The organism is Streptomyces sp. MS06 (assembly GCF_047200655.1).
In the GTDB taxonomy this organism is placed as follows: domain Bacteria; phylum Actinomycetota; class Actinomycetes; order Streptomycetales; family Streptomycetaceae; genus Streptomyces.
The window spans coordinates 1-11,688 of sequence record NZ_JBJZOJ010000016.1; the positions used below are offsets into that span (position 1 = coordinate 1).

General features: G+C 73.7%; 12 protein-coding genes. 2 read left to right on the top strand and 10 right to left on the bottom strand.

The features are described 5' to 3' along the window. Window positions 1-543: elongation factor 1-alpha C-terminal domain-related protein (locus tag ACL02U_RS10865; RefSeq protein ID WP_412790510.1), on the top strand; the 543-nt coding region annotated here is incomplete at its 5' end. A gap of 133 nt (window positions 544-676) precedes the next feature. On the opposite strand, the gene ACL02U_RS10870 is transcribed toward ACL02U_RS10865, so the two are convergent. The 9 genes from ACL02U_RS10870 to ACL02U_RS10910 form a co-directional block, all read right to left on the bottom strand. Beyond that, window positions 677-1,714: an SPFH domain-containing protein gene (locus ACL02U_RS10870; protein WP_412790511.1), complete on the bottom strand. Its 1,038-nt coding sequence runs from the start codon at window positions 1,712-1,714 to the stop codon at window positions 677-679. A gap of 4 nt (window positions 1,715-1,718) precedes the next feature. Further along, a complete protein-coding gene (locus ACL02U_RS10875; RefSeq protein ID WP_412790512.1) occupies window positions 1,719-2,150 on the bottom strand; it encodes an NfeD family protein in 432 nt (143 codons plus the stop codon). 471 nt (window positions 2,151-2,621) lie between these two features. Beyond that, window positions 2,622-3,590 (bottom strand): cytochrome c oxidase assembly protein, encoded by a 969-nt coding sequence (locus tag ACL02U_RS10880; protein WP_412790615.1) that lies wholly within the window; start codon window positions 3,588-3,590, stop codon window positions 2,622-2,624. Between the two features lie 230 nt (window positions 3,591-3,820). Then, complete coding sequence (locus ACL02U_RS10885) at window positions 3,821-4,429, bottom strand: copper chaperone PCu(A)C (RefSeq protein ID WP_412790513.1); 609 nt, start codon at window positions 4,427-4,429, stop codon at window positions 3,821-3,823. Window positions 4,430-4,727: 298 nt separating this feature from the next. Then, window positions 4,728-5,531 carry a hypothetical protein gene (locus tag ACL02U_RS10890; RefSeq protein ID WP_412790514.1) on the bottom strand — a complete coding sequence of 268 codons (804 nt, stop codon included), beginning with the start codon at window positions 5,529-5,531 and terminating at the stop codon, window positions 4,728-4,730. 334 nt (window positions 5,532-5,865) lie between these two features. Beyond that, a complete protein-coding gene (locus ACL02U_RS10895) occupies window positions 5,866-6,459 on the bottom strand; it encodes a copper resistance protein CopC (RefSeq protein WP_412790515.1) in 594 nt (197 codons plus the stop codon). After that, window positions 6,438-7,133 carry a superoxide dismutase family protein gene (locus ACL02U_RS10900; protein WP_412790516.1) on the bottom strand — a complete coding sequence of 232 codons (696 nt, stop codon included), beginning with the start codon at window positions 7,131-7,133 and terminating at the stop codon, window positions 6,438-6,440. The genes ACL02U_RS10895 and ACL02U_RS10900 overlap by 22 nt, the downstream gene beginning before the upstream one ends. A 233-nt stretch (window positions 7,134-7,366) precedes the next feature. Then, window positions 7,367-8,212, bottom strand: coding sequence for a hypothetical protein (locus tag ACL02U_RS10905; protein ID WP_412790517.1), 846 nt, complete (start codon window positions 8,210-8,212; stop codon window positions 7,367-7,369). A 337-nt stretch (window positions 8,213-8,549) separates the two neighbouring features. Next, window positions 8,550-10,052: a SulP family inorganic anion transporter gene (locus ACL02U_RS10910; protein ID WP_412790518.1), complete on the bottom strand. Its 1,503-nt coding sequence runs from the start codon at window positions 10,050-10,052 to the stop codon at window positions 8,550-8,552. A gap of 432 nt (window positions 10,053-10,484) precedes the next feature. Between ACL02U_RS10910 and ACL02U_RS10915 the strand changes: the two genes are divergently transcribed. After that, a complete protein-coding gene (locus ACL02U_RS10915; protein ID WP_412790616.1) occupies window positions 10,485-10,883 on the top strand; it encodes a MerR family transcriptional regulator in 399 nt (132 codons plus the stop codon). 82 nt (window positions 10,884-10,965) lie between these two features. Here the strand turns inward: ACL02U_RS10915 and ACL02U_RS10920 are convergent, their stop codons facing one another. Beyond that, complete coding sequence (locus ACL02U_RS10920) at window positions 10,966-11,205, bottom strand: hypothetical protein (RefSeq protein ID WP_412790519.1); 240 nt, start codon at window positions 11,203-11,205, stop codon at window positions 10,966-10,968. Window positions 11,206-11,688 lie beyond the last annotated feature (483 nt).

An 11,688-nucleotide genomic window follows, 5' to 3' on the forward strand; every position in this document is an offset into this window, starting at 1 on the left:
CTCCGCGTCGGCGACCCGGTCACCGTCCTGCCCTCCGGCCGCACCACCACCGTGGCGGCCATCGACGGCCTGGGGCACGCGGTCGGCTCCGCCCGGGCCCCGGAGTCGGTGACCGTCCTGCTGGAGGACGACATCGACATCTCGCGCGGCGACCTGATCGCCTCCCGCGCCGACGCCCCCGCGCCCACACGGACCATCGAGGCCACCGTCTGCCACCTCGCCGACGGCCCGCTCACCGTCGGCCGGCGCGTACTGCTCAGGCACACCACCCGCACGGTCCGGGCGGTCGTCGAGGACATCCCCTCCCGGCTCGTCCTCGACGGGCTCTCGAAGTCCGCGCACCCCGGGGAGCTCGTCTCCAACGACATCGGCAGCGTCACCCTGCGCACCGCGGAACCGCTCGCCCTCGACTCCTACGCCGACTCCCGCCGCACCGGCTCGTTCCTCCTGATCGACCCGTCCGACGGCACCACCCTCACCGCCGGCATGGCGAAGCCCCCGGCACCGGAGGGCAGTTCCGTCACGAGCACCACGGGAATGTGACCACCGTCGGTCGCTCGGTCCCCGTGGACCCGTGGACCCGTCAAAACGTCCGCAGCAGAGCCGTCAGCAGGCGCGGGCCGGCGGGTCGGCGCGGTCGGGTCCTGTGTCCGGCGTGGCCGCCGCGTGGCGGTGGTCAGCGGGAGAGGTCGGGCGGGAGGGCACCGGGGGTGGCCCGGTCGGCCTCGGCGGCGTCGGCGAGGGCCTCGGCGGCGGCTTCCTCGGCCTGCGCCTTGTCGCTGGCGGCCTGCGCTGCTCTGTCGTCCGGCTGCTCGTCGCGGGTGGCCGGTGACTGGGGCAGCACCTCGCTGAAGGCACGCGAAACGCCCTCGAGCGCGGAGGTCATCTCGCTGGGGACGACCCAGAAGGTGTTGCCGGGGCCCTGTGCGAGCTGGGGCAGCATCTGGAGGTACTGGTAGGCCAGCAGCTTGGGGTCGGGGTCGTTGCGGTGCACGGCCTGGAAGACCTCGTCGATGGACCGGGACTGGCCCTCGGCCTGGAGGATGGCGGCGGTGCGGTTGCCCTCCGCGCGCAGGACGGCGGCCTGCTTGTCGCCTTCGGCGGTGAGGATCTGCGACTGGCGCTGCCCCTCGGCGCCGAGGATCGCGGCCCGCTTGTCCCGCTCGGCCCGCATCTGCTTCTGCATGGCGTCCTTGATGGTCTGCGGGGGATCGATGGCCTTGATCTCCACCCGGTTGACCCTCAGCCCCCACTTCCCGGTCGCCTCGTCCAGCACGCCGCGGAGCTGGCTGTTGATGGTGTCCCGCGAGGTCAGCGTCTTCTCCAGGTCCATGGACCCGACGACGTTGCGCAGGGTGGTCACGGTGAGCTGCTCCACCGCCTGGAGGAAGTTCGCGATCTCGTAGAAGGCCGCTCGCGGGTCGGTGACCTGGAAGTAGAGGACGGTGTCGATCTCGACGACCAGGTTGTCCTCGGTGATCACCGGCTGGGGTTGGAACGAGACGACCTGTTCCCGCAGGTCGATCATCGGGTGGACGCGGTCGATGTAGGGGATGACGAGATTGAGGCCCGGGGTCAGTGTCCGGTGGTAGCGGCCGAGCCGCTCGACGTTGCGAGCGCGCGCCTGGGGCACGATACGGACCGCCCGCACCACGGTGAAGACCGCGAAGAGCGCGACGATCAGGCCTGCAATCAGGTACGCCGAGTTTCCCATGGTTTCAGTCCCGGGGGTAGACGATCGCTGTGGCACCACTGATCTCGATGACGTCGACGACCGTGCCCGAAGGGATCACCAGCGTCTCGTCGTAGGCGCGGGCCGTCCACTCCTCGCCGTCGATGCGGACCCGGCCGTCCCGGCCGGTCACCTCCGCGACGACGTAGGCGGCCTTGCCGACCAGCGCCTCCACGCCGAACCGCGCTCCCGGGGGCTGGATCATGTGGCGGAGCGCGAGTGGACGCACGAACAGCAGCGTGACCGTGGCGACGGCGGTGAACACCAGGAGCTGGAGCGGCAGCGGCAGTCCGGCCGCGGCGGTTCCAGCCGTGACCAGCGCGGCCGCACTCAGCATCCCGAGTGCGGCGGTGAGGCTGAAGATCTCCGCCAGGGCGAGCACGGCGGCGATGACCAACCAGATCACCCACAGTTCCATTGCCTGCCCCCTCCGGCCGGCGCGGTTGTGCGAGGCGTGACGTCCACCATTGGACCCCGGCGGGGGCCGGCCCGGATAGCCCCGGGAAGGTGCTCGTGGCGCGAGCCCCGGTGGGGCCTGCCCGGCGGCGGACCTCCGCTGCGGTCTTTACGGTCATATTGCCCGTACCGAACGAAGTAACCACCGGGAGGCGTGTGAGTGCGCCGGGTGGGCGACGGTCGGTCCGGGCCGGGCGGACGCCGGGGACCGGCGGACGGGCGGACCGGCGTGGTCCGGTCAGCCGCGTGGAGGGGTCCCTCCCAGGCGCTCGGGCCGGCGTCCGCGACCTGGCGGGGCCGCGGCGGCCGGTACGAGGACGTCCCCCGCGGAACGGCGGCACAGGTCCGGTGCGGCTGCCGCACCGTTCGAACCGTTCGAACCGTTCGAGGACCCCGGCGGTCGTCACGGCCGGGTTCGCGCCGACGAGGCCCGTCAGGCGGCGCGGTCGCGGGCGGCGAGCCGCGCGAGGTAGGCGTTGTAGGCGGCGAGTTCGGCGTCGTTGTCCCGGTCGGCCTGCCGGTCGGTGCGGGCGGCGGTGCGGCGGTCGCTGGCAGCCCACTGGACGAGTACGGCGAGCAGCACGAGCACGGTGGGAATCTCGCTGAAGGCCCAGGCGATGCCGCCGCCGGTGGTCTGGTCGGAGAGCGGATCGAGCTGCCAGGCGGCCGGAGGGTGCCCGAAGAACGTGACGACCAGCGTGCTGGACATCATCACGGCGATGCCGAAGAACGCGTGGAACGGCATGCCGATGAAGAGTTCCAGCAGCCGCATCAGGTGGGTCGGGCGGCGGGGCGCGGGGTCCACTCCCAGGATGGGCCAGAAGAACAGCAGGCCGGTCATCAGGAAGTGGGCGAGCATGAACTCGTGGCCGAGCCAGCTCCCCATCAGGAAGTCGAACAGCGGGGTGAAGTACAGCCCGTAGAGGCTGGCGATGAACAGCGGCAGGGTGAACAGCGGGGAGGACACCACGCGGGCCAGGCGGCTGTGCAGGAGCCGGGTGAGCAGTTCCCGCGGGCCGGTGCGGCCGCGTCCGGCGGTGGGCAGGGCCCGCAGGGCGAGGGTGACCGGGGCGCCGAGCAGCAGCAGGATCGGGGAGAGCATGGAGAGCACCATGTGCTGCACCATGTGGACGCTGAACATCTCCATCCCGTAGCCGTTCACCCCCGTGCAGGTGACGGCTGCGGCGGTGAGGACGCCCGCGGTCCACAGCAGGGTGCGGTGGAGCGGCCAGCGGTCGCCGCGCCGCCGCAGCCGCCACACGGCCAGGCCGTAGAGGGCGAGGGCGAGCAGGCAGGCGAGCGGCTCCACCGGAACCGGCTGGGGGTGCCAGTCCAGCAGGCGCCCCAGGGTCGGCGGTGCCGTGGGCATCCACATCGGCCCAGTCATGTGCATGTGCTGCATGCCGTCCATGCCCCCCATGCCGTTCATCCCGTCCATGCCGTCCATGTCATCCCTCCAGCGGCCTCCGGCCGACGTTCTCTCCCGGTGCGGCACCGCCGGGCACGGCTGACTCGGCACGCGACACGTGCCGGATGAGGCGGGTCGGGCGGGTCCGCTCCCTCGGGCGGGATCCGCGCCGTGGGGCGGGATCCGCGCCGTGGGGCGAGGTCCGCGCCTGACCCGCGTGCGGGTCAGTTCGGGGGTTGGTACGTCGCCGGCTTGACCGGGACGTGCAGGGTCATGGTGTCGGAGGCGCCGAACCGCAGCTGCAGGGTGACCGTGTCACCGGCGGTGAGCTTCTTCTTGAGGTTCATCAGCATCAGGTGGTTGCCCCCGGTGCGCAGGGTCAGCGAGCCGCCCGCGGGTATGGGGAACGCCTTCACCGCCTCCATCTGGTTCTCGGCGGTGGTGCGGTGCATCGTCACCATGCCGGCGATGTCGCTGGTCACGCCGGTCAGTTTGTCGGGCAGGCGGCCGGAGTTGGTGATGGTGAGGTAGCCGGCCGCCATCTCGGTGGTCACCGGCTGCCGGATGTAGGCCCCGGTCACCTGCAGCACGGGCTCGTCGTAGGCCACGGAGCCCGCGGGCGCCGGGGACGCCGGGGACGTCGTGGGCTGCTCGACCGCGGGCGACGTCGAGGGCGACGCGGCCGGGGAGGCCGGATCCCCGGCCGCCGAGGGCGAGGAGGAGCAGCCGGCCAGCGCGGTGCAGCCAGCCAGCAGTACGGCGACGGAGGTCAGGCGGACGCGGACGCCGCCCTTTCGGAGGCGGGCGGGACGGCGGGTGTTGCGGGACGTCATGGCATCTCTTCCTGGACGGTCTGGGGCAGGTCGGTCGGTTCACGGCTGCGGCGCGGCACCACCGGTCCGGGGAGCACGCACCCGGGACGGTGCCGCCCGCAGAACGAGCGGGTCCCGACCCCGGCGCGGCGGCCGGCGCGCTCCGGCCCCGGATCGACGTGCGCGGCGGTACCGCGCGCGGCGCGGAGCCGGTACGTGCCGGGCGGACGCGCGCAGGACGGATCCGCCCCGCACGGTGGGTCTCGCCGACGGGTGCCGGACAGCCCGGCCGCGCCCCGGCCGACCGGCGCGGGGAGGCTCAGGCTGCCACGGCCGTCGCGGGCGGGCCCCGCCGGGCGACCGCCGACCACACCACAAGGGAGCGGGCCCGGCGGGACGGGCCGTCCTGCGCGCGGTACGGGGCGAACGCGCGCAGCAGCCGGTCCAGCAGAGCCGCCACGCTGCCCCTGCGGACCGCGGTCAGCAGGCCGGTGGCGCGTGCCAGCAGGGCCAGCCGGACCAGTTGGTCGGCGACCAGCGCGGGCAGGCGTACGACCCGCCACAGTGCGATCTCGCAGCGGCGCAACAGCACTCCGGTGACTACGGCGGCGGCCAGGTGCGCGGCGAGCATGGGCAGCGAGAACATCGAGGCCATCGTCATCATGTGCGCGCCAGGGCCGCTCACCGCCCCCGTGCCGGGGCCGAGGTGCGCCTGCTGCACGATACGGGCCGCCTGCGATTCCGTGAGGTGGGCGGCCTGTCCACCGCACAGCAGCCGTTCGGCCAGCGCCACCACGTGGTTCGGCCCGCCGCCGACGTGGCCGGGCAGCGCCGGCAGGGAGTGTCCGGGCATCGCCGAGAGCTGGCCGGCGCAGAAGAGCAGGTGGAGGCCGAGCTCGCCGGCGAGCAGAGTGAGGGCGATGCCGGGCAGGGAGCGCTCCCGTCCGGCCAGCGGGCCGACCGCACCCAGTACGGCGGCCCAGCCGGCCACCAGCGACCACAACGGGACCCAGGTGCCCGAGGCCAGCACGTGACCGGCGGCCGAGAGCGCCACGCAGACCGCGGAGAACACCGTGGCTCTCAGCAGTCTCAGGTCGGCGGCGGCGCGTACCGGGACGTTCATGGCGGTGGCCATCATTCCAGGCGCCCCCCGGCTCCGGACGCGGGGGGTCCGCTGCCGCACCGCGGCGTGCGGGGGCCCGGCCTGGCTGTGCGCCGGGCCGGGCCGCTTGCCGCGACGACTGCTGTCGGCTCGCTCCGGTCACGCCCCTTTCACTGTCTCGGGTGCATCGGTCGTATCGGGTGTCTCGTGTGTGGTGTGCGTTCCGGAAGGCCCCGAACGTCTGCCGTCGTTCCGGCCGCCGCGGCCGCTGTGGCCGCTGTGGCCGCTGTGGCCGCTGTGGCCGCTGTGGCCGCGGCCGGGCGCGCCGGGCATCGCGGACGCCGTGGGCTCCGGATTACACGGCGGTCCTCCTCCTTCCCCTCGGCCGCGGTCGGCGGGTCCGGCGCAATGCCAGGGCTCCGGCGCCGGCGGCCACCAGCACGACCGCCAGGACGAGGAACGCGGCGCCGCGGTCGAGCCCGAGGATCGTGCCGCCCGCGTCCTCTCCGGCGCCCGGCGCCGCCAGGTTCAGCGTTCGGCAGGCGGTCGGCGCCGCCGCGACCGGTGCGCCGTCGGCGACCCGGAACTGGAAGGCGTTGGTCTGGGTGTCGCCGTCGGTGGCGGTGACGGTGTACGTGAGGGTGGTGACGCCCGCTTCCAGCGGGCTGACGGCGGCGCAGGCGACCGAGCCGCCGGCCATCGCGGGCTGCCCGACGGGCACCGGGCTGCCGTCGGCTCCGGTGATGCTGATCTTCGGTGTGGTGCCGGGCTCGAGCTTGACGAAGGTCAGTGCGACGACGCCGGTTCCGGTGCCGACCGTGGAGCCGGGTGCCGGAGTGGCGTCCTTCAGCGCGGTGTGGGCGAACGCGGGCGCACCGCCGCAGAGCAGCAGCGCGCACAGGCAGGCCAGCAGGGCGGCCGGCGCCCTCAGAAGTCGAAGTCCGCGCATGTTATCCGGTTGTCCATCGCTTCCACGGGGTGGACGACCAGGGCGACCGCGCCCTTGCCGGTCTTGCGGGGGTTGTTGACGGTGGTCATGGCCTTGCCGGCGGCGTCCGCGTCGAACTTCAGGTGCACCTCGTTGGGCGGGAGGGTCGGACCGCCCTCGGTGAACTGGAAGTGCGGCCCGCCGTTGTCAGCGGAGCAGTGCCGGGCGTGCAGGTGGGCCATGTAGTGCCCGCCGGGCTTCAGGCCGGTCAGGGACACGGTCACGGTGGTGCCCCGGGCGCCCTGCGCGAGCCAGGCGGTGCCCTTGACGTCGTCCATGCCGGGCGGACGGGTGTCCAGCAGCTTGAACGCGCCCTTGACCACCTCGGCGCCGGGCAGTTTGTCGGCGGGGGTGGCGTGGGGGTCGCCCATCGCCATGCCGGACATGCCGTCCGCGCTCGGGGCGGACGAGGCCGACGGCGCGGCGGACGCCGGGGGCGCCTTCTGCGAGGTGTCGGCGGAGGAGCCGCTCCCGCAGGCGGACAGCAGCAGGGCCGCCGCTGCGGCGGTGCAGCCGGCCGCGAGGCGGGCTTGCGGGATCCGGGGGCGCGGTCCCGGGCGTCGCGGGGCCGGCGTCGGCGGCGCGGCCGGCGCGGAACCGGACGAGGGCGCGGGGCCGGTGGTGTGGTGGTCCATGAAGAGGAACTCCTGATCGATGGCGGGGCCGGCTCCCGCCGGCGGCGTCGCGGCGGACGGCCGCGGCGGACGGCCGCGGTGGACGGCTCCCCGTCGGCGGAGCCGCCGGGCAGTCGGGCAGGGAGGAGGGGCCCCGGGGGGCGAGGGGTGGGCAGGCCGGTCGAGCCGGACGACCGTCGGCCGTCAGGCCACCTGTCCCCGGTTCGCACCGCCGGTCCGCGACCGGTCGGGATTCAGGACCGTGCGGCAGGGAGCGGAGCGAGGGCCGGGCAACGTGCTGTGGATCGGCGTCCGGGCGGGCCTCTGCGGACGACGACGTGTCGCAGTGCCGACGCGGCCGGCCGTCGGCGTTTCCCGTCCTGCCGTGTCACCCGCCGCGGCGGAGCCCCCGTTCCGCCCCGCGGGGCGAGGAGCGCGCGCAGGATCCTCCGCAGCGGGGCGAACAGTACGGCGGCCAGGGTGCGGCCGAGCCGGTGGGCCGCCGCCTCCCCCCGCCACAGCCACAGGCCGCACACGACCGCGGCCAGCACATGCGCCAGGAGCATCCCGCCGGAGCCGTCGTGCGGCACGGCGGCGGTGAGCGGCAGGTCGGGCAGTCCCGCCGGGGCCCCGGCGTCGCCGACGGCCGACGAGTGGCGCAGCGCCGTGCGCGCCGGGGAGGGCGTCACGCCCGCCGGGGACAGCGTCGTCACCGGCGTTCCGGAACAGCAGTCCGCCCGGGACCCCGGCACAGCCGCGGGCGGACCCGCACGGTTCGCGGACCGGGAGGCCGAGGCGAACAGCAGGTGCAGCAGCACCTGTGCGGCGACCGTGGTCCCCACGACCGTCGCCGCCGCACGCTCGCGCCCCGTCAGCCACCATCCGCCCGTCCCGGCCGCCGCGAGCGCGAGACCGGCCGCCCACCAGGGCAGAACCCGGCCTGACATCAGGGTGTGCCCCAGCGCGGTCGTCACCGCGCACACGGCGGCGAAGAGCCCGGCCCGGGCCAGGCGCACGATGTCCGCGGGGTTCCGTGCCGGGGCGGCCGCGCGGCGTCCGGGTGCGGCTCCGCGGCCGCGGTGACGCGCGCGGGGGGACATGGAGGAACTCCTCGGGTGGCCGGAGGACTGCGTCGGGCTTCCTGTCCCTTACGCGTGTCCGGGCACCGGTGTTCACCGCCCCCTGCGGGGCGCTCGCCACCCCCGCTCTTCCGGAGGAACCTCCGCCGGGCACGGTGGGACCGGGCAGCTCCCTCGGCTCACCGGGCCGGGCCGGCCGTCCCCCGGGCAGCGCGCGAGCGGAGCGCGAGGCGGGCGCCCACCGGGCTCCGGTGGCGGCCCGAGCTTCCGCCGAGCACCCGGTCGCGCTCCGGAGCTTCCGCCGCGCGTCGGTGACCGCCGGAGCACCCGGTCGGGGCCGCCGGAGCGCCCTCGGGCGTCAGTGGCTGCCGGCGAACTGGCCGGCCAGCCGGCCGTGCATCTCGGCGCTGGGCTCGTTCAGGCCGACGATGGTGACCTTCTTGCCGCGCTGGGCGTACTTGGTCTCGATGGCGTCCAGGGCCGCGACGGAGGAGGCGTCCCAGATGTGCGCCTCGGAGAGGTCGATGACCACGTCGTCCGGGTCGTTCCGGTAGTCGAACTGGTAGACGAGATCGTTGGAGGAGGCGAAGAACAGCTCGCCGGTGACCGCGTAGACGACCTGGTTGCCGTCCGGGTCGACCACTCCGGAGACGTTCGCCATGTGGGCGACGCGCTTGGCGAAGACGACCATCGCGGTGACGGAACCGACGACGACGCCGATGGCGAGGTTGTGGGTGGCGACCACGACCACCACGGTCACCAGCATCACGACCACCTCGCCGAGCGGCATCCGCTTCAGCGTCCTCGGCGCGATGGAGTGCCAGTCGAACGTGCCCACCGACACCATGATCATCACGGCGACGAGGGCGGCCATCGGGATGTCGGAGACCACCGGGCCGAAGACGACGCACAGGACCATCAGGAAGGAGCCCGCCAGGAAGGTGGAAAGGCGGGTACGGGCGCCGGAGACCTTCACGTTGATCATCGTCTGGCCGATCATCGCGCAGCCGCCCATACCGCCGAAGAAGCCGGTGACGATGTTGGCGACACCCTGGCCGACGGCCTCGCGGGTCTTGTCGGAGTGGCTGTCCGTGATGTCGTCGACGAGCTTGGCCGTCATCATCGACTCCATCAGTCCGACCAGCGCCATGGCGAGCGCGTACGGGGCGATCACGGTCAGCGTGTGCATGGTGAACGGGACGTCCGGCAGACCCGGCACGGGCAGCGAGGACGGCAGCTTGCCCTTGTCGCCGACGGTCGGGACGGCGATGCCGGCCGCGACGGTGATCACGGTGAGGATCACGATGGAGACCAGCGGAGCCGGGATCACCTTGGTGACCTTCGGGAACAGCACCATCAGCGACAGGCCCCCGACGATGAGGGGGTAGACCGCCCAGGGCACGTCGTGCATCTCCGGGACCTGCGCCATGAAGATCAGGATGGCGAGGGCGTTGACGAAGCCGACCATCACGCTGCGCGGCACGAACCGCATCAGCTTGGCCACCCCCAGCGCGCCCAGGATCATCTGGAACACGCCGGCCAGGATGACGCAGGCGACCAGGTAGCCCAGGCCGTGCTCGCGGTTGAGCGGGGCGATGACCAGGGCGACCGCACCGGTCGCGGCGGAGATCATCGCCTTGCGGCCGCCGACGACCGAGATGACCACGGCCATCGTGAAGGAGGCGAACAGGCCGACGCTCGGGTCGACCCCGGCGATGATCGAGAAGGAGATGGCCTCCGGGATCAGCGCCAGCGCGACCACCAGGCCGGCCAGGACCTCGGTGCGCAGGACCTTCGGGGACTGGAGCCAGTCCGGCTTGGACAGGCGGAACTTGGGGGCTGCGGGCAGCGGTGAGGACATGCAACCGTTTCTGTTCGGGCGCCCGCGTCCGAACAGACGGGACGCACACGCGCGTGTACCTGATTCCTCCGTGGAGAGGGGAATCCCTCCGGCGGCCCGACCGCCTGGGCGGGGCCGTGCCGGGCAGAGCGGCGGCTCGCCGGCCGCCGATCGGGCATCATTGCCCGGAAGTCTTCGGGTGCCGTCTGCGACCGGGCCCCGGTGAGGGCCCCGCGCTTCGGCGCGTGCACCGCCACCGCGGACCGGGCGGCACCGGCGGGCACCCTGGTGACTCTACCCTGACGTGAGGGCAGAGTGCGCTGCGCGGCTTGCGAAACACAGGCGAAGCGACCCCGAGACCCTGTGATTGTTCTCACGTAGACTGGTTCACTTCACGGTTTCGAAAACCGGCGGACATCCGAAGGAGACGACGCGGTGACGAATGAGCGGCGCATGCAGATCGGCGAGGTCGCCGAGCGGACCGGTCTGTCACTGCGCACCATCCGTCACTACGAGGAAGTCGGGCTGGTGACGCCCTCGGCACGCAGCAAGGGCGGGTTCCGGCTCTACACCGAGTCGGACGTCCAGCGGCTGATGGTGATCCGGCGGATGAAGCCGCTCGACTTCTCCCTGGAGGAGATGCGCGACCTGCTGGAGATCACCGATCGGCTCGGCGCCGCGGACGATCCGCCGGCCGGGGAGGAGCTCCAGCGGCTGCGCGAGCGGCTGGACTCCTACCGCAAGGTCGTCGACGCCCGCTGCGAGACCCTGCGGGCGCGGCTGGAGATGGCCGAGGACTTCGCGTCCACCCTGCGCCGCAGACTGGGATCGGCCGCACCCGCGGGCGGGTGACACCGGGCGGCGGGACGCCCCCGGGGGCGCCGGCGGGGCTCGGACCGGCGCCGGGGCCGTTTCCTCCGCTCCCCGGCACCGCTCAGTAGCACCACCACGAGCCGTCGGCGGGCTGCGGGAGCCAGCCGTAGCCGCCTCCGTCCACGGGGGCGCGGCGGAACACCGCGGTGACCGCCTCGGCCCGGTAGGTGTGCAGCCGCTCGCAGCGTCCGAGATCGTCGACGCGTTCCAGCACGACCTCTCCGGCGTCGGTGCGGCCGGCGACGTCCGCCTCGATCACGGCGTCGCGCCCCTCGGCGAGTTGCAGCAGGAACGTGGCCATGGTGCGGCTTCCTTGTCGTTCGGGCGGCGCTCGGTCGGGGACGGGACGGCACCGTCCGCGGGAGGCGACAGCCCGTGCCGGTCGCGCACGGCGTGCGAGGTGGGCGGGCCGGCCCGAGCGGGCGGCACCGGCGCCGTCCCGGGGAGGTGGCCGCGGCAACGGCGGCACCACCACCCGGGACAGCTGCGAAAGCAGACCGGCAGCGCACTGCCGGCGAGCACGCGCCACTCTAACGCAACGGGAAGGTTGCCGGAAAAACCGACCCCTCAACCCCGCGTGTCACAGCGGACGATGAGGCGGGAAGGGGCTTCCGACCCTGGGGCCGCAACCATCACCGCGGGGGAGAGTACGGGTGCCGACCGGACCTCGCGGACACCGGACATCGGGCACCGGGCGGGAGGCACGGGCCGGCCGGGACGGCGTCCCGCACGATGGTGCGGCCGATCAACCGGTCGTCGTGGTGGCGGTGTCGGGGAGCGTGGG

Coding starts and splice junctions, on each gene's coding strand:
- ACL02U_RS10900 (WP_412790516.1), bottom strand. CDS start 7,133: ATGGACCACCACACCACCGGCCCCGCGCCCTCGTCCGGTTCCGCGCCG.
- ACL02U_RS10880 (WP_412790615.1), bottom strand. CDS start 3,590: ATGCAGCACATGCACATGACTGGGCCGATGTGGATGCCCACGGCACCG.
- ACL02U_RS10895 (WP_412790515.1), bottom strand. CDS start 6,459: ATGCGCGGACTTCGACTTCTGAGGGCGCCGGCCGCCCTGCTGGCCTGC.
- ACL02U_RS10870 (WP_412790511.1), bottom strand. CDS start 1,714: ATGGGAAACTCGGCGTACCTGATTGCAGGCCTGATCGTCGCGCTCTTC.
- ACL02U_RS10910 (WP_412790518.1), bottom strand. CDS start 10,052: ATGTCCTCACCGCTGCCCGCAGCCCCCAAGTTCCGCCTGTCCAAGCCG.
- ACL02U_RS10920 (WP_412790519.1), bottom strand. CDS start 11,205: ATGGCCACGTTCCTGCTGCAACTCGCCGAGGGGCGCGACGCCGTGATC.
- ACL02U_RS10905 (WP_412790517.1), bottom strand. CDS start 8,212: ATGTCCCCCCGCGCGCGTCACCGCGGCCGCGGAGCCGCACCCGGACGC.
- ACL02U_RS10875 (WP_412790512.1), bottom strand. CDS start 2,150: ATGGAACTGTGGGTGATCTGGTTGGTCATCGCCGCCGTGCTCGCCCTG.
- ACL02U_RS10890 (WP_412790514.1), bottom strand. CDS start 5,531: ATGAACGTCCCGGTACGCGCCGCCGCCGACCTGAGACTGCTGAGAGCC.
- ACL02U_RS10915 (WP_412790616.1), top strand. CDS start 10,485: ATGCAGATCGGCGAGGTCGCCGAGCGGACCGGTCTGTCACTGCGCACC.
- ACL02U_RS10885 (WP_412790513.1), bottom strand. CDS start 4,429: ATGACGTCCCGCAACACCCGCCGTCCCGCCCGCCTCCGAAAGGGCGGC.